The sequence below is a fragment of the Vibrio sp. NC2 genome, assembly GCF_025195005.1.
In the GTDB taxonomy this organism is placed as follows: Bacteria; Pseudomonadota; Gammaproteobacteria; order Enterobacterales; family Vibrionaceae; genus Vibrio; species Vibrio splendidus.
Genome location: NZ_JANVFC010000005.1, coordinates 202,082 through 217,449, shown reverse-complemented (window position 1 = coordinate 217,449; position 15,368 = coordinate 202,082). Strand labels below are relative to the sequence as shown.

Genomic DNA, 15,368 nt, shown 5'->3' with positions numbered 1-15,368 from the left:
CCTGACACGGGACTAGGAAAGAAATAATTATGACAACTCAAACCACTATCAATAACGAAAAGCTATCTCCGTGGCCTTGGCAGATCGAAGAGAACACAACGCGTTTCGATAACGCAGCAATGTCGACAATCTTGAAAGATTTAAGCCTTGCTTGTTACGTTGTGAACCACCCAGAAAAAGGCTTAGGCGTAAGCCAACAAGCGGAAATTACATCGGGCGATTCAGCAAGTTCAGCGAACAACCAACCTGTTAGCGCTTTTGCTCCGGCTCTTGGTACACAAAGCCTAGGTGACGAAGATTTTCGTCGCTGTCATGGCGTGAAATACGCTTACTATGCAGGCGCAATGGCAAACGGAATTTCATCTGAAGAGTTGGTGATTGCGCTTGGCCAAGCTGGCATTCTTTGTTCATTTGGCGCGGCGGGCTTAATCCCGTCTCGCGTTGAGCAAGCGATCAACCGCATTCAGGCTGCATTACCAAACGGCCCTTACGCGTTTAACCTGATTCACAGCCCAAGCGAACCCGCGCTAGAACGTGGCAGTGTTGAACTATTTTTGAAGCACAAAGTGAAAACGGTTGAGGCTTCTGCCTTCTTAGGTCTAACGCCGCAAATCGTTCACTACCGTGCTGCAGGTCTTAGCCGCGATGCACAAGGTGAGATTCAGATTGGCAACAAAGTTATTGCTAAGGTAAGCCGTACTGAAGTCGCAAGTAAGTTCATGCAACCTGCTCCTGTGAAAATGCTGCAAGCTTTGGTTGATGAAGGTCGAATCACAGCAGAACAGATGGAACTGGCACAGCTGGTTCCTATGGCTGATGACATTACCGCAGAAGCCGATTCTGGTGGTCACACCGATAACCGCCCACTGGTTACTCTACTGCCAACGATTCTTGCGCTGAAAGAGCAAATCCAAGCTCAATATCAATTCAAAACACCGCTACGTGTCGGTTGTGGTGGTGGCGTAGGCACACCTGACGCTGCTCTAGCGACGTTTAACATGGGTGCGGCATACATTGTTACCGGTTCAATCAACCAAGCGTGTGTTGAGGCTGGCGCGAGCGAACACACACGTAAGCTGCTTTCGACAACCGAAATGGCTGACGTGACTATGGCTCCGGCGGCAGACATGTTCGAAATGGGCGTGAAACTGCAGGTGGTTAAGCGCGGCACTTTATTCCCAATGCGTGCCAACAAACTGTATGAGCTATACACACGTTACGATTCTATTGAGGCGATTCCAGTAGAAGAGCGTCTAAAGCTTGAGAAGCAAGTATTCCGTTCAACACTGGATGACATTTGGGCGGGGACTGTGGCGCACTTTAACGAGCGCGACCCTAAACAGATCGAACGAGCTGAAGGCAACCCGAAGCGTAAGATGGCGTTGATCTTCCGTTGGTACTTGGGTCTTTCGAGCCGTTGGTCAAACACAGGTGAACAAGGTCGTGAGATGGATTATCAAGTATGGGCTGGCCCGGCACTTGGCGCATTCAACGCTTGGGCGAAAGACAGCTACCTAGATGATTACCAACAGCGTAATGCGGTCGACCTTGCTAAGCACCTCATGCACGGTGCGGCTTACTTAGCACGTGTTAACCTGCTGACTTCGCAAGGTATCAAGCTTGACCCAGAACTAGCACGTTGGAAGCCGACGCAAAGAATGGCATAGGCATTTCAATACAGCGTTAATTAAGCTCAACGAATAAAAAAAAGCGACCTTAACGGGTCGCTTTTCTTTTGGTCATTTTTCTTAAGCTAGCTAAAAGATTAAGACTTCTGCATACGCTTTTTCAGTCGCGCTAAATCAATGGCGCTTGAACGAACCGTTAATTTGATGTGTTCGTAGTCGTACTCTTCTTTAACCACACTCATATTTGAGCGAATTTCACCGATGATGCCTTGTCCAGAATAAGGGATAGTGATCTCTTCTTCGATCATGCCTTCTTCAGCAACACCAACGATGTACTTGTGCAGTTTCGTGATATCCAGAGGATCTCGAGTCGACGTCAGCATCGCATCTGGGAATTCTTCGATCAGCTCTAATTGCTGTTCTTCAGTCAATCTATCGCACTTATTAAGCACTAATAGTTTTTCGCTGCCTTCAACACCCACTTGTGCTAATACGTCGTGTACGACATCAAGCTGAGCTCGGAACGAAACGTCAGAAGCATCAACCACATACAAAAGCAGTGAAGCATCATGCGCTTCTGCTAGCGTTGAGTGGAATGAAGCAACCAGATCGTGTGGCAATTTCTTGATGAAACCAACGGTATCTGAAACAAGGATACGCGGTTGAGTGATTGGCTGAAGCGCACGAACCGTAGTGTCTAGCGTTGCGAACAGTTTATCTTCACCCACCACTTCGGTTGCGGTCATTGCACGCATCATCGAAGACTTACCGGCATTGGTGTAGCCAACTAAAGCAACAGTGAAAAGCTCCGCGCGCCTTGTGCGTCGAGTCTTCATTTCATCTTGTACGCTTACTAGCTCACGCTTAAGCGCAGCAATTTGGTCACGTACGTTACGACGGTCTAGCTCTAGTGAAGTTTCACCTGCGCCCTGACCCATTTGGCGTTCTTTATCGCCTTCAGCCGTTTCACGAAGTCGTGGCACTAAGTAGTTTAGACGAGCGATATCAACTTGCAGACGAGCAGTACGAGTACGAGCGTGACGGCTAAAGATTTCGATGATGATGCCAGTACGGTCAAATACTTCCACACCCAAACTCGCCTCAACAGTACGCATTTGAGATGGACTTAAATCACAGTCAAAGACCACAACATCAGCGGCACCGTATTGGAAGTTGCCCGTTGGAAGATCATCAAAATCTAGCTCATCGATTTCAACATTAAAATCAAACGACTCATCAATAAAGTCTTCATCTTCTGCTTCTTCAATAGAGCCTTGATAACCAGTTAGGTGTGCAATTTCAGCAAGCTTACCGGCACCCAACACGTTTTGTCGTTGTGATGAGCTGTGGTGTTGCGATTGCGTACCGACTACTTTAAACCCTAGGGTTGTCACTAAGCGAGCAAGTTCGGCAAGAGACTCTTTTGCTTCGTCACCTTTAAAATCCGGTGTCGTAATAGAAATAAGTAAAGCGTTATTCGCCGCTGGTTTTGCTGTTAGTTTCATGTTTTATTCTGTCTATGCACCAAAGTGCAACCTAGTATTTGATCTAAAGTAGTGTGATCCTACGCGTTTCTACGTCAGCTTTATAGAGCTAAGGGATACTAAATCACAATATTATTGCAGTAGAAGCATATATATAGTTTACCCCTCTGTTTTTATAAGGAATAAAAAGCAAGTATAGACAACGAAAAAGGCAGCACCACGTTACTTATTACTAATTGGTGATACTACCTTTGATTTAGACATGAACTTTGATTGTTAAACTAACTCAGCAACTAGAAGTTAGAAATCGATTCTCGCTTCGGTTTGAGCATCGAAGAATACCGCTTTGGATAGGTCAAAATGCAGCGGTGCCATTTGCCCAACGGACACTTCAAATTCTGGCGATAAACGACACGCGACTTCTTGGTCGTTCACTTTAACCATCGCAATAGTATCTGGCCCTGTCGGTTCCAATACCTCTAGTTGTAAGTCTAGCTTTGTAGAGGCAGAAACATCGTCACCCTGCTGCTCGGTAATGTGCTCAGGACGTAGTCCTATCACCAACTCTTTGCCATCTTGGTCGCGCATACTTTGTGGCAAACGAATGTGGTGTTCTTGATCTGCGGTACCGACCACTTTAATAATCGGATTCTGTTCCTCATCCAAGTCCACCATGGTTTTAATGAAGTTCATTGATGGTGACCCCATAAAGCCCGCTACGAACATATTGTTTGGCTTGGTGTAGATCTCTTGTGGTGTGCCTAACTGCTGCAGTTCACCGTCTTTCATTACTGCGATGCGATCAGCGAGAGTCATCGCTTCGATTTGATCATGGGTTACATAAACAATCGTGGTATTCAGCTTCTGGTGCAGACGTTTAATCTGATGACGCATCTCAACACGCAGCTTGGCATCCAAGTTAGAAAGCGGCTCATCAAACAGATACAGCTTAGGACGACGAGCCAGAGCGCGTCCCATCGCGACACGTTGACGCTGGCCACCAGAAAGCTGCGACGGTTTACGATCAAGCAACTGTTCGATTTGCAGCATTTCTGCCACTCGATTTACTTCAGCATCAATCTCTTGCTGCGGCATCTTACGAATCTTCAAACCGAAAGCGATATTGCCACGCACCGTCATGTTTGGATACAAGGCGTACGACTGGAATACCATCGCGATATCGCGATCTTTAGGTTCAACCTGCGCCACGTCTATGCCATCAATGACAATCTCACCCGAGCTAATATTTTCTAGCCCAGCGATGGTGTTCATCAAGGTGGATTTCCCACACCCCGAAGGGCCGACAAGTATCAAAAATTCCCCCGAATCGATACTGATGTCGATGCCCTTTAACGTTTCGTTGTCCGCGTTGCGATAGGTTTTACGGATCTGTTTTAAATCTAATGTTGCCATGGGTAATTATCCTTTTACTGATCCTGCCGTTAGGCCACGAACAAAGTATTTTCCTGCGAAGACATACACCAACAGCGTTGGCAGTGCGGCGATGATCGCGGCAGCCATGTCGACGTTATATTCTTTAACGCCAGTGCTGGTGTTGACTAGGTTGTTTAATGCCACGGTGATCGGCTGAGTATCTGAGCCGGAATAGACCACTCCAAACAAGAAGTCATTCCAAATCGCGGTGAACTGCCAGATCACCGTCACCATAATGATTGGTGTCGAGATCGGTAATAAGATCTTGAAGAAAATCGTAAAGAAGCCAGCACCATCGAGCTTTGCCGCCTTGATCAATTCATCAGGAATCGAGATATAGAAGTTACGGAAAAACAGTGTGGTAAATGCCATACCGTAGATAACGTGCACAATCACCAAGCCGATGGTTGTGTTCGCTAGCCCCATCTTGCCGAGCATGGTTGCCATTGGTAGTAGCACCACTTGGAATGGAATGAAGCAGCCAAATAACAACAAACTAAAGAACAGGTTTGAACCTCTGAATTGCCATTTCGTCACGACATAGCCATTGAATGCACCGAGCAATGTTGAAATCGCAACCGCAGGAATCACCATTTGGAACGAGTTCCAGAAGTAGCCTTTGATGCCTTCACATTTCACGCCAGTACAAGCGGTGTCCCACGCTTTATACCAAGCATCGAACACCCACTCTTTTGGCAAACTCATCAGGTTGCCCGCCTTGATGTCTGGCAGAGTTTTGAATGACGTCAGCGCCATTACGAACAATGGCATTAGGTACACTAAACAGAAGAAAAGCAGTGCTGAATAAATAAAGATTCGAGCAAAATTGATGTTATTCATCATGACTTTTTCTCCCTAAGTTCAGAGTAAAGATAAGGCACGAGAATCGCTAAAATGCCGGCAAGCATCATCATGGCGCTGGCAGCACCAAGGCCAATTTGACCACGAGTAAATGAGTGGGCATACATGAATAGCGCTGGAAGATCCGATGAATAACCCGGACCGCCTGCCGTCATTGCCGTCACAAGGTCAAAGCTCTTAATTGCAATGTGAGAAGTAATGATCACCGCACTGAAAACCACAGGGCGCAAGCAAGGTAAAATGATTTTGAGATAGATAGTGGGTAAGCTTGCCCCATCGATTTGAGCCGCTTTGATGATTGAAGAATCGATGCCACGCAGACCTGCTAAGAACATCGCCATCACGAATCCAGAAGACTGCCAAAGTGCTGCAATCACTAAGGTGTAAACCGACATTTCAGAATTGACGAGCCAGTCAAATTTGAAGTCAGTAAATCCCCAGTCTTGCATCAGCTTTTCAATGCCAAGACCCGGGTTAAGAATCCATTTCCAAGCCGTACCTGTCACGATGAATGACAACGCCATTGGGTAGAGATAGATAGTGCGAATCGCGCCTTCTTGACGGATGTTCTGGTCAAGTAATACCGCTAAACCAACACCTAGCAAGATAGCAATCGCCATGAATAGAAAACCAAACACACCGAGGTTGGTGATAGAGGTAATCCAACGATCGTTATCCATCAGCTTTTCATATTGGGTTAAACCAACAAAGTTGAAGCTCGGAAGAAATCGAGAGTTGGTGAACGACAATGCGGCCGTCCAAAATATATAACCGTAGATACACACCACGGTCACTAACGCTGTTGGCGCCAGCACAATTTTAGGTAACCAATGTTGCAACCTGTCAGCAAAACTCGGTTTCGGTGCAGGCTGGCTCCTTGTGGGTTTTGGAGTCGACTCAGTCAAAACATGCTCCATAACTTATCCTTGTTGCACAATCGAGCCAATGGCTTACCTTTCGGCACCACATCAGCATCACGCATATTAGAATTGGGAGTGAAGAGCAGATAGGCTCCCTACGAGCCTACCCACCCTGGGGGTTCGATAAAGCAACACAACCCGTCACTCACGTGCGTTGTGTGTCGCTTATCAAGTTAGATTAGATAGCCGCTTTCACTGCTTTTGCTAACTTAGCTGCCGCTTGTTTCGGATCGGCATCTTTCTCATTGAAGAAGTTGGTCACTACGTCATAGATCGCGCCTTGAGCGTAGCTTGTTGTCGCTAGGCCGTGAGCCATACTTGGAACAAGATCGCCAGATTCAGCACTCGCTTTGAAGGTTGCCATTGAGTCCAACGCACATTGGTCAAACTTAGACATGTCCATATCTAGACGTACAGGGATAGAACCTTTGTTAAGGTTGAAGACTTCTTGGAAGTCTTTAGTAAGAATGGTTTTCGCTAGGTCTTGCTGCGCTTTTTGGTTCTCTTTGTCACTTAACTCAAAGAACGCAAAGCTATCGATGTTGAAGGTAAATTGGCCGTCAGTACCTGGAGCTGGTGCACAGATGTAATCTTTACCCGGCACTTTGCCTGCTGCAGTAAACTCACCTTTCGCCCAATCGCCCATGATCTGCATCGCGGCTTCGCCATTGATAACCATTGAAGTTGCTACGTTCCAATCACGACCTGGAGAGTTGCTGTCGATGTAGTCACGCATCTTTTTGAACTTGGTGAAGACTTCCACCATCTTGTCGCCAGATAATACGTCCATATCAAGATCAACGAACGCTTTGTTGTAATCTTCACTGCCTAGAACATCAAGAGCCACCGCTTCGAATACGGTAGCGTCTTGCCAAGGTTGACCACCGTGAGCCAATGGAATGAAGCCAGCTGCTTTAATCTTGTCTGCAGCAACAAAGAACTCATCTAACGTAGTTGGAACCGTAACGCCCGATTTTTCTAAAACAACAGGGTTAGCCCAAAGCCAGTTAACGCGGTGAACGTTAACAGGAACCGCCACATATTCGCCATCCCACTTCATCACTTTAGTCACCACCTCTGGCAGTAACTCATCCCATTGTTCTTGTTTAGCAGTCGCATCGAGAGACGTTAGAAAACCTAAACCACCCCACTCTTGAATATCATGACCTTTGATCTGCGCGGCAGATGGAGGATTGCCCGATACTGCTCGAGTTTTCAAAACAGTCATCGCACTTTCACCGCCGCCACCAGCAACAGCAAAATCTTTCCAAGTATGGCCTTGTTCTTCAATCATCTCTTTCAGTACCGCTGCGGATTTCGCTTCGCCACCGGCAGTCCACCAGTGAAGCACTTCCACTTCACCAGCTTGAGAAAATGTTGAGGCAGCAAGAAGAGATAGAGTAAGTAGGGTTTTATTGATTTTCATTATTATCTTCCATGTTTTAGCGGACTCGACGTCCGGTTCAATAAAGAGTCTACTTATTCTGATTGATAAGATTGAAACAAAAGGTAAGCCCTATGTAACACAATTGTTACATTACACTTCTAGGCCTGTTGGGATATAGACTTTGGCTTCTAAGCCGCCTTGAGAGGAGTTGCGAATAATGAGATCTCCGCCGTGTCCGTGCAGGATATTTCGGCAGATCCCGAGGCCAAGTCCGTGTCCTTGGTCGTCGGTTGCAAGCCTAAAGTAAGGTTCAAAGACCATCTCTAGTTTGTCTTCTGGAATGCCATTACCACGGTCTTGAATAGTCACGACCACCCAAAGCTCATCACCACTAACTTCCACTACGGCAGATGAACCATACTTAACTGCGTTGTCGATTAAGTTGGTCAGTACACGCTTAATCGCCAGTGGTTTCGCGACCAATGGCTCAATGACGACCGGCTCGAACTCTACCTTTGTTTGGTACTGGTTATGAGATTCAATCACAGAGAGCACCATTTCATTGAGGTCAATAATGGCATTATTCTCGTGTAGATCGGTGTCTCTTACCGCTTGTAAAGCACCTTTGACCATCATCTCGAGCTCATCGAGATCTTTATTGAATTTGTCTTTCTTTACTTCACTCTCCAACAACTCTGCACGCAATCTTAGACGTGTTATTGGTGTCTTTAAGTCATGGGAGATCGCAGAAAAAAGGTGCTCTCGGTCGGCAACATAGCGACGAATCCGTTGCTGCATGCGATTAAAGGCTCGGGTTGCAGTGACCAGTTCAGTCGCCCCTTCTTCTTTCAGTTGGGGTTGCTGAATGTCCATACTCATCTCATTAGCTGCTCTTGCTAACTTTTTCAGAGGACGCACTTGGCGACGAATCATCAAGTAAGTTAGAACCAGCAGAATAAGCGTTGAAGAAACTAAGAAGATCACCTGCTCTCTGCCAAGAATCGTATCGTCGAGTTTCACATATGGAGCAGGCAACAATGCCGCAATGTATACCCATTCATGACTGGTCAATTCGATTTGTACAACCAGAATGGGTGGATTCAGCGGTTCTAACGTTAAAGTATGATGTGCCCAAGATCGCGGGAGATCGCTTAAATAGATGTCATTTTTGAGCAAGCGAAGGTGTTCAGGACGAGAAAAATCAACCCGCACTGACGCCACTTTATTGAGTTTGCTACTCAAAACACTTTCTATCGCTTCAATCGAGGCGGTTTTTAAACGGGTATCGGGGATCGGTTCGACAATCAAAGCCTCTTTATTGAAAGAAACGAAGAAACGCGTTCCCCCCATATTGCGGATTTGATCCAGCACGATATGACGATATTTAACGGGTAGAGATTGGAAAAAAGTCACCGTTGAAGCAAACATGTTCGCCATGCTCGACGACGCAGAACGAATCCCTTCTAGCTCTTTGTGTTTTGATTCGCTATACCATATAGACGTTGCGATACCTTGAGCTATCACCACGGCTAACAGCGTCAACAATAAGGTTCTTGCGACTAACGAATTTGGTTTCAACCAACTCATCCAGTTCATACGAGATATTTCATCCGGAATACTTCATTGGAAATACTTTATTAGCATTACTTCATTAACAGTAGGTCATGCTTAGTGTTCATACTGAACCGGCACAGCAAGAATGTAGCCATTACCGCGCATAGTTTTGATGTAGTGAGGGTATTTACCACTGTCGCCCAGCCGACTTCTCAGGCGACTAAGCTGCACATCAATACCACGTTCAAAAGGCAGCGCTTCGCGGCCTCTAGTGGCGAAAGAGATGGTGTCACGGTCGAGAACTTCATTAGGACGAGTCAAGAACAGCATTAACAAAGAAAAGTCACTGCCCGACAAATCCATTTCATCTGAGTTTTCATTGTGAGAAATTCTATGCGCGAGTGTATCGAGCGTCCAATCACCAAAAACAATCTGCTTTGGCAGTGCATCACTTGGCTTGTCATCCACTACTTGAACACGTCGTAATAACGCTTTGATACGAGCCATTAATTGGCGCGGACTAAATGGCTTGGCAATGTAATCATCGGCACCAATTTCTAAACCAATAATTTGATCGGTTTCATCCGATACCGCTGTCAGCATGATGATTGGCACATTGGATTGCTTTCGAACTCGCTGACACAAGGTAAAACCATCGTCACCGGGGAGCATAACATCGAGCAGAATCAGGTCTGGATAACCTTGGCTTTGCAGGTGGGTTTCTAATTCAACACCGTCTCCAACAGAAGAGACATCGAAACCCGATTTTGTGAGGTACTCTTCCAGCAGCTCGCGGATTTCTTGATCATCATCCACCACGAGAATTCGAGTATTTGTTGGCATCGCCCAAACCTATTAAATTTACAACTTATTCACATAGTGTATAGGCTGGCCGATTATTTGATTATTGACATGTTTGTAAAGTTAGAAGAACGAACAGATAAAGATCACAACTTAGTGACCTCTATCTGAATCTTTAGGGCTTAATCCGCTATTGGTTGGTTATGAGGAGCAGCTGATCTCCATGGCTTTGCCCCACTCAGGCGGCAGCGCGGCAAGGTGTTCGTAGTCAGGGTGTTCCGCATAAGGGTCTGCCAACACCACCATTAACGCATCAATATCGCAGCTATCACCGCGTTCCGCTTTATCTATGGCGAGTTGGGCAAGGTAGTTTCTGAGGATGTATTTCGGGTTCACTTGTCGCATCTTTTCGCTGCGCTCTGCCACTGAACTGTCTTCCAATTCGCAGCGTTGTAAGTAGTTATCCATCCATAGCTTTGCTGCCTCGCGGTCGATAACCAAATCAATCACTTCCTGTGGCGGCAAGGTATCCAAGTTCGACAGCGTTCTAAAGAATCTTGGGTAGTCGACTTTGTTTTGCGACATCAACTCAAACATAGATTCAAACAAACGACTGTCACCTTCTTGTTTCGAAAGCAGCCCCAACTTACGACGCATCATCTGACTGAAATAACCATTCATTTGTGGTTCGTATTGTTCGAGTGCAGCCTCAAGACCGGCTTTATCCACCAGCGGCGAAAGTGAGTGAGCCAGTGCCGATAGGTTCCACAATCCAATTCTAGGCTGTTGATTGAAAGCATAACGACCTTGGTAATCCGAGTGATTACAGATCAATCTTGGGTCATATTCATCAAGGAATGCGAATGGGCCATAATCGAAAGTTTGCCCGATGATAGACATGTTATCAGTGTTCATCACTCCGTGAGCAAAACCATTTGCTTGCCACAATGCGACCATTTCTGCAGTGCGATCAACAATCTGATTAAACATGGCTGCGTAGGGCTTCTCTTCATCGAGGCATTCTGGGAAGTGCCATTCGATGACTTTGTCAGCCAATAATTTATGTTCTGCCAACTGATTGGTATAAAACAAGTGTTCAAAGTGACCGAAACGAATATGTGACTCAGCAGCACGCACCAACAATGCGCCCCACTCTTGCTTCTCACGATAAACCGGCGTATCGCTGGTCATCATCGCCAACGCACGTGTGGTTGGGATATTAAGACCCGCCATCGCTTCGCTACATAGATACTCACGAACCGTTGAGCGAATAACCGCTCGACCATCACCCATACGTGAATAAGGTGTTTTACCTGCACCTTTGAGGTGCAAATCGAACGTTTCGCCACTTTTCGCCACAACTTGCGCTAATAACAGCCCTCTTCCATCACCTAAGTCCGGGTTATAAGAGCCAAACTGGTGCCCTGCGTATTTCATTGCGACTGGCGAAAACTGCTCAGGTTCAACATTGCCCGATAACGTCTCAAGCAATTCCTCGGAAGCGTTTTCAAATGACGGAAAGCCAAGTTCATTCGCAAGATTATGGTTCCATGCGAGCCATTGGACATTGCTGAGCGGTGTAGGTTGAATTGGGGTATAGAACAGTCGAGGTAATGCGGTAAATCGATTGTTAAATGAAATAGAATCCCAGACAGACATGAGAGGCACACTGTAGATAAAAGATGATTTAAGATTATCACAGTTTGATAACAACTTCAGATCAGGTTATGCAATGAGTCTATTGAGATAAAGGGGTTAATCAGACAAAGAGATTATTCAGAGAAAAAGGTTACTGAGAGAAAGGTACTGCTAAGAAGAGGAAAAGCTAAGTGGCTAGACTGATGAGAAGAGCCACATTTACGAGAATAAGAGTTCTGACTTTGAAGACTTTTTAACAAGTGTATTCATAATAAAAGCTGAAAATATTGAGCCATAAAACTGACTACATTAGAGCAAGAATACCCACTAGAGAAAGGGTAGAGAAAATCCAAGTGCGACTGATAACGCCGAAATTACTGTGTTGAATCATTTCTTGATGCTGCATATGTCTCTCCTCGAGAACGTGATGGTGTAACACCAATATATCGACTTTATGCCGATATCAGCAAGCACATTAATATTAACCTTTTATGACAACACCAAGAAACTTCTGTAACTATTCAACTATTTGATAAATCAAAAGCTATGCTCGACTGGTCGTCGAAAGCAGTGCACCGGCCCCAATAAAGACACCTCCAGTGACACGATTAAAAACCTTGGCTCGGCCTTTAGCGAACAACCAATTTGACGATTTAGCCCCTAAATAGGCGTAAACCAATAACCAAGACAATTCCATTATAATAAAGGTCAAAGCAAACACGGTGAACTGTGGAACCAGAGCGATCGATGGGTCAATAAATTGTGGGAAAAGTGCGGTAAAAAATAGAATAGCTTTGGGATTGCTCGCGCCAACAATAAAGCCACTGAGGTAATGCTGCGCAGCACTTTCATTAACCGATTTAGAATCGGATTGTTGATTGGATAGGTTGTCATAATCTTGCTGACTAGAACGTAGAGACTTCCAGCCAAGGTAGATTAGGTAAGCAGCTCCTGTCCATTTAATGACATTAAATACCACCTCAGACGAAGCGATAATCACACCTAGCCCGGTAAACGATAACGTTAGAATTCCAGTAATCGCAGTTAAGCTACCCAGCGCGGTAAATATCGATAGTTTAAAGCCAGATTGCACACCTTTGGTCATGCATAATAAAGAGCTTGGCCCGGGCGAAGCTGTCAAAATCAGCACCGCTAATAAATAATAAATCCATGCATCAAAGCTCATCGCGAATTCTCCTTAACTCACTAAAACGACTAAACATTGACCATCAATATGTGATAGTTATTCATATTAAGCAACTAAATAATATGCAACAAATCCTCAACGCTAAGTCCCGATATCCAAAATGTAGGCAATAAAAAACGCCATGCATTGCTGCATGGCGTTTAAATTAATACAGATAGGGTTTCTTTAATAACGAAGGTAACCCGAATCTAATCAAAGAAGCTTTTTCGATACAAAGCTTAGTCTATATAAACCTTAGTCTGTGCAAACTTAGTCTATAAAAAAACTTAGTCTTTGTAGAGAGAGAACTCATCTGCACAAGCCACTAGCTGCTCACGAGTGATCATGAATACGCCATGACCACCATTAGAGAATTCAATCCAAGTGAATGGAATCTCTGGGTACTGATCCATCATGTGAACCATTGAGTTGCCCACTTCACAGATCAGAATACCATCATCCGTTAGGTAGTTTGGCGCGTTAGCTAAGATACGACGAACCAATTTCAGCCCGTCAGTACCTGCCGCTAGGCCAAGTTCTGGTTCATGAGTAAACTCTTCTGGCAAGCTGTTCATATCTTCTTCGTCCACGTAAGGTGGATTCGATACGATCAGGTTGTATTTCTCTTTTGGTAAATCACGGAAAAGATCTGAACGGATTGGGAACACTTGCTGCTCCATGCCGTGATCTTGAACGTTCTGCTCAGCAACTTGCAATGCGTCAGTAGAGATATCAATCGCGTCTACTTCAGCGTCAGGGAATGCATGAGCACAAGCAATAGCAATACAGCCACTACCCGTACAAAGGTCCATGATGCGTGTTGGCTCTTCAGTTAACCAAGGTTGGAATTGAGCTTCGATCAGCTCACCAATTGGCGAACGAGGCACAAGAACGCGTTCATCAACGAAGAACTCTAGACCACAGAACCAAGCTTTGTTGGTTAGGTAAGCCGTTGGTGTACGATCATTGATACGCTTGATTACGCGCTCAACAATACGCAGACGTTCGCTGCTTGTTAGGCGAGAGTTCATAACATGCGAAGGAACATCAATCGGCAGATAAAGAGTAGGTAAAATAAGTTGTACCGCCTCATCCCACGCGTTATCAGTGCCGTGACCATAAAAAAGGCCCGCTGCGTTAAAGCGACTAACAGTCCAACGAATCACATCTTGAAGCGTGTGTAGTTCTGATACCGCTTCTTCTACAAAAATCTTATCCAAAATTGTCTCCGAAAAGCGCTACAATACTGCTAATTACGTTTCTAATTAGAATTCATAACCTGATGAGCAAAAAAGACACCGACTTCGATGACGATTTCGCCCTATTCAACGATGCAGTAAAGGGCGTTAAAAAGTTGCAACAGGATACCATAGTCCAGCAGCCAAAAAGAAATGCCAAGCAAAAAGAAATTACTCGCACGGCAAGACAAGCCAGTGATAGCGAGTTTTATTTCTCGGATGAGTTCATTCCGCATCTTAGCGAAGAAGGCCCAACACGTTATGCGCGTGATGATGTCTCTAAGTATGAGGTGAAGCGCTTACGTCGTGGTGTCTACGTACCTGATGTGTATCTTGATATGCACGGTATGACTCAACAAGAAGCGAAACGCGAGTTAGGAGCCATGATTGCGCACTGCGTGAAAGAGAGCGTGGCGTGTGCCTGTGTTCAGCACGGTATCGGTAAACACATCCTTAAACAGAAGGTGCCTTTGTGGTTAGCGCAGCACCCTGACGTGATGGCCTTTCACCAAGCACCTTTAGAGTTCGGTGGTAACGGTGCGTTGTTGGTTTTGCTTGCTATTCCAGACAAATAACCCTGACTCGCTATTCCCCCCCAACGTCAAAAACAGAAAAGGGCACCTCAAATCATTGAGGTGCCCTTTTCTTTGTTATCTTTCAGCCTATAGGTTAGATATAACCTCGACTATGGATTGATGTTCCAAAGTAACTCGCCTTTTTGTGTCTCAAGGTCGAATTCAATGCAAGCCAAACCTGACGTCGGAAACATAGGTGGCGCCATGCCCGTTGCAAATTCTGCTGTTAAGTAGCCCACTAGAGGTAAATGAGAAACAAATAAAATGGTCTCTAGTTTTTCTACTTCTGCCATTGCTACGGTCAAATCAAACACATCGTCGGACATTCCATAAGGCGTAATATCATCACAGGTTTCTACTTTCTTTCCAGAAAACGCCTGAGAGATTTCTAACCACGTTTCTTGTGCCCTTAAATATGGGCTCACAAGCACTTTATCGAATTGACTAATCCCCTGCTCATTTGCAGCTTGAGCCACTGCAAGAGATGCCATTTTCCCGCGCTTGGTTAACGCTCGTTCTGCATCCGAGTCCGCAAAATGTTCTGCTTCACCGTGGCGCATTATGAATATTTTCATGTTCAGTCCTGTCTACGTAACATTTCGAAAGTCGATATATCCCATATCAGCGATACGCTACTTAGCGTTTGGCTCTCAAACTAGAGA

13 protein-coding genes are annotated in these 15,368 nt (G+C 45.4%); 2 read left to right on the top strand and 11 right to left on the bottom strand.

Annotated features, from left to right (window positions below; genetic code table 11):
* The first annotated feature begins 29 nt into the window (after window positions 1–29).
* Window positions 30–1,667, top strand: a complete 1,638-nt coding sequence (gene pfaD, locus NX845_RS09960) for an eicosapentaenoate synthase subunit PfaD (RefSeq protein ID WP_260256792.1) — start codon at window positions 30–32, stop codon at window positions 1,665–1,667.
* Between the two features lie 98 nt (window positions 1,668–1,765).
* On the opposite strand, the gene hflX is transcribed toward pfaD, so the two are convergent.
* The 10 genes from hflX to prmB form a co-directional block, all read right to left on the bottom strand.
* A complete protein-coding gene (hflX, locus tag NX845_RS09955) occupies window positions 1,766–3,133 on the bottom strand; it encodes a GTPase HflX (RefSeq protein ID WP_017076784.1) in 1,368 nt (455 codons plus the stop codon).
* 279 nt (window positions 3,134–3,412) lie between these two features.
* Window positions 3,413–4,525 carry an ABC transporter ATP-binding protein gene (locus NX845_RS09950; protein WP_004736060.1) on the bottom strand — a complete coding sequence of 371 codons (1,113 nt, stop codon included), beginning with the start codon at window positions 4,523–4,525 and terminating at the stop codon, window positions 3,413–3,415.
* A gap of 6 nt (window positions 4,526–4,531) precedes the next feature.
* Window positions 4,532–5,389 carry a carbohydrate ABC transporter permease gene (locus NX845_RS09945; RefSeq protein WP_004736059.1) on the bottom strand — a complete coding sequence of 286 codons (858 nt, stop codon included), beginning with the start codon at window positions 5,387–5,389 and terminating at the stop codon, window positions 4,532–4,534.
* Window positions 5,386–6,324, bottom strand: coding sequence for a carbohydrate ABC transporter permease (locus NX845_RS09940; protein ID WP_010439457.1), 939 nt, complete (start codon window positions 6,322–6,324; stop codon window positions 5,386–5,388). Before NX845_RS09940 ends, NX845_RS09945 begins: the two co-directional genes overlap by 4 nt.
* Before the next feature lie 181 nt (window positions 6,325–6,505).
* On the bottom strand, window positions 6,506–7,753 hold the full coding sequence (locus NX845_RS09935) for an ABC transporter substrate-binding protein (protein WP_004736057.1): 1,248 nt from the start codon (window positions 7,751–7,753) through the stop codon (window positions 6,506–6,508).
* Window positions 7,754–7,864: 111 nt separating this feature from the next.
* Window positions 7,865–9,310 (bottom strand): ATP-binding protein, encoded by a 1,446-nt coding sequence (locus tag NX845_RS09930; RefSeq protein ID WP_017076787.1) that lies wholly within the window; start codon window positions 9,308–9,310, stop codon window positions 7,865–7,867.
* A 72-nt stretch (window positions 9,311–9,382) separates the two neighbouring features.
* Window positions 9,383–10,111: a response regulator gene (locus NX845_RS09925; RefSeq protein WP_102491838.1), complete on the bottom strand. Its 729-nt coding sequence runs from the start codon at window positions 10,109–10,111 to the stop codon at window positions 9,383–9,385.
* Between the two features lie 159 nt (window positions 10,112–10,270).
* Window positions 10,271–11,728, bottom strand: coding sequence for a protein adenylyltransferase SelO (locus tag NX845_RS09920; protein WP_260256790.1), 1,458 nt, complete (start codon window positions 11,726–11,728; stop codon window positions 10,271–10,273).
* A gap of 523 nt (window positions 11,729–12,251) precedes the next feature.
* Window positions 12,252–12,893: a LysE family translocator gene (locus tag NX845_RS09915; protein WP_260256789.1), complete on the bottom strand. Its 642-nt coding sequence runs from the start codon at window positions 12,891–12,893 to the stop codon at window positions 12,252–12,254.
* 287 nt (window positions 12,894–13,180) lie between these two features.
* The gene (gene prmB / locus NX845_RS09910; protein WP_017076792.1) at window positions 13,181–14,113 is read right to left on the bottom strand and encodes a 50S ribosomal protein L3 N(5)-glutamine methyltransferase; all 933 of its coding nucleotides are present in this window, start codon (window positions 14,111–14,113) and stop codon (window positions 13,181–13,183) included.
* 62 nt (window positions 14,114–14,175) lie between these two features.
* On the opposite strand from prmB, the gene smrB reads away from it, so the two are divergent.
* Window positions 14,176–14,706 carry an endonuclease SmrB gene (smrB, locus tag NX845_RS09905; RefSeq protein WP_004736048.1) on the top strand — a complete coding sequence of 177 codons (531 nt, stop codon included), beginning with the start codon at window positions 14,176–14,178 and terminating at the stop codon, window positions 14,704–14,706.
* A 110-nt stretch (window positions 14,707–14,816) separates the two neighbouring features.
* Here smrB and sixA read toward each other — a convergent pair whose 3' ends face one another.
* The gene (sixA, locus tag NX845_RS09900; protein ID WP_017076794.1) at window positions 14,817–15,281 is read right to left on the bottom strand and encodes a phosphohistidine phosphatase SixA; all 465 of its coding nucleotides are present in this window, start codon (window positions 15,279–15,281) and stop codon (window positions 14,817–14,819) included.
* Between the last annotated feature and the right edge of the window lie 87 nt (window positions 15,282–15,368).

Coding starts and splice junctions, on each gene's coding strand:
- hflX (WP_017076784.1), bottom strand. CDS start 3,133: ATGAAACTAACAGCAAAACCAGCGGCGAATAACGCTTTACTTATTTCT.
- NX845_RS09950 (WP_004736060.1), bottom strand. CDS start 4,525: ATGGCAACATTAGATTTAAAACAGATCCGTAAAACCTATCGCAACGCG.
- sixA (WP_017076794.1), bottom strand. CDS start 15,281: ATGAAAATATTCATAATGCGCCACGGTGAAGCAGAACATTTTGCGGAC.
- NX845_RS09925 (WP_102491838.1), bottom strand. CDS start 10,111: ATGCCAACAAATACTCGAATTCTCGTGGTGGATGATGATCAAGAAATC.
- pfaD (WP_260256792.1), top strand. CDS start 30: ATGACAACTCAAACCACTATCAATAACGAAAAGCTATCTCCGTGGCCT.
- NX845_RS09915 (WP_260256789.1), bottom strand. CDS start 12,893: ATGAGCTTTGATGCATGGATTTATTATTTATTAGCGGTGCTGATTTTG.
- smrB (WP_004736048.1), top strand. CDS start 14,176: ATGAGCAAAAAAGACACCGACTTCGATGACGATTTCGCCCTATTCAAC.
- NX845_RS09930 (WP_017076787.1), bottom strand. CDS start 9,310: ATGAACTGGATGAGTTGGTTGAAACCAAATTCGTTAGTCGCAAGAACC.
- NX845_RS09920 (WP_260256790.1), bottom strand. CDS start 11,728: ATGTCTGTCTGGGATTCTATTTCATTTAACAATCGATTTACCGCATTA.
- NX845_RS09935 (WP_004736057.1), bottom strand. CDS start 7,753: ATGAAAATCAATAAAACCCTACTTACTCTATCTCTTCTTGCTGCCTCA.
- NX845_RS09945 (WP_004736059.1), bottom strand. CDS start 5,389: ATGATGAATAACATCAATTTTGCTCGAATCTTTATTTATTCAGCACTG.
- NX845_RS09940 (WP_010439457.1), bottom strand. CDS start 6,324: ATGGAGCATGTTTTGACTGAGTCGACTCCAAAACCCACAAGGAGCCAG.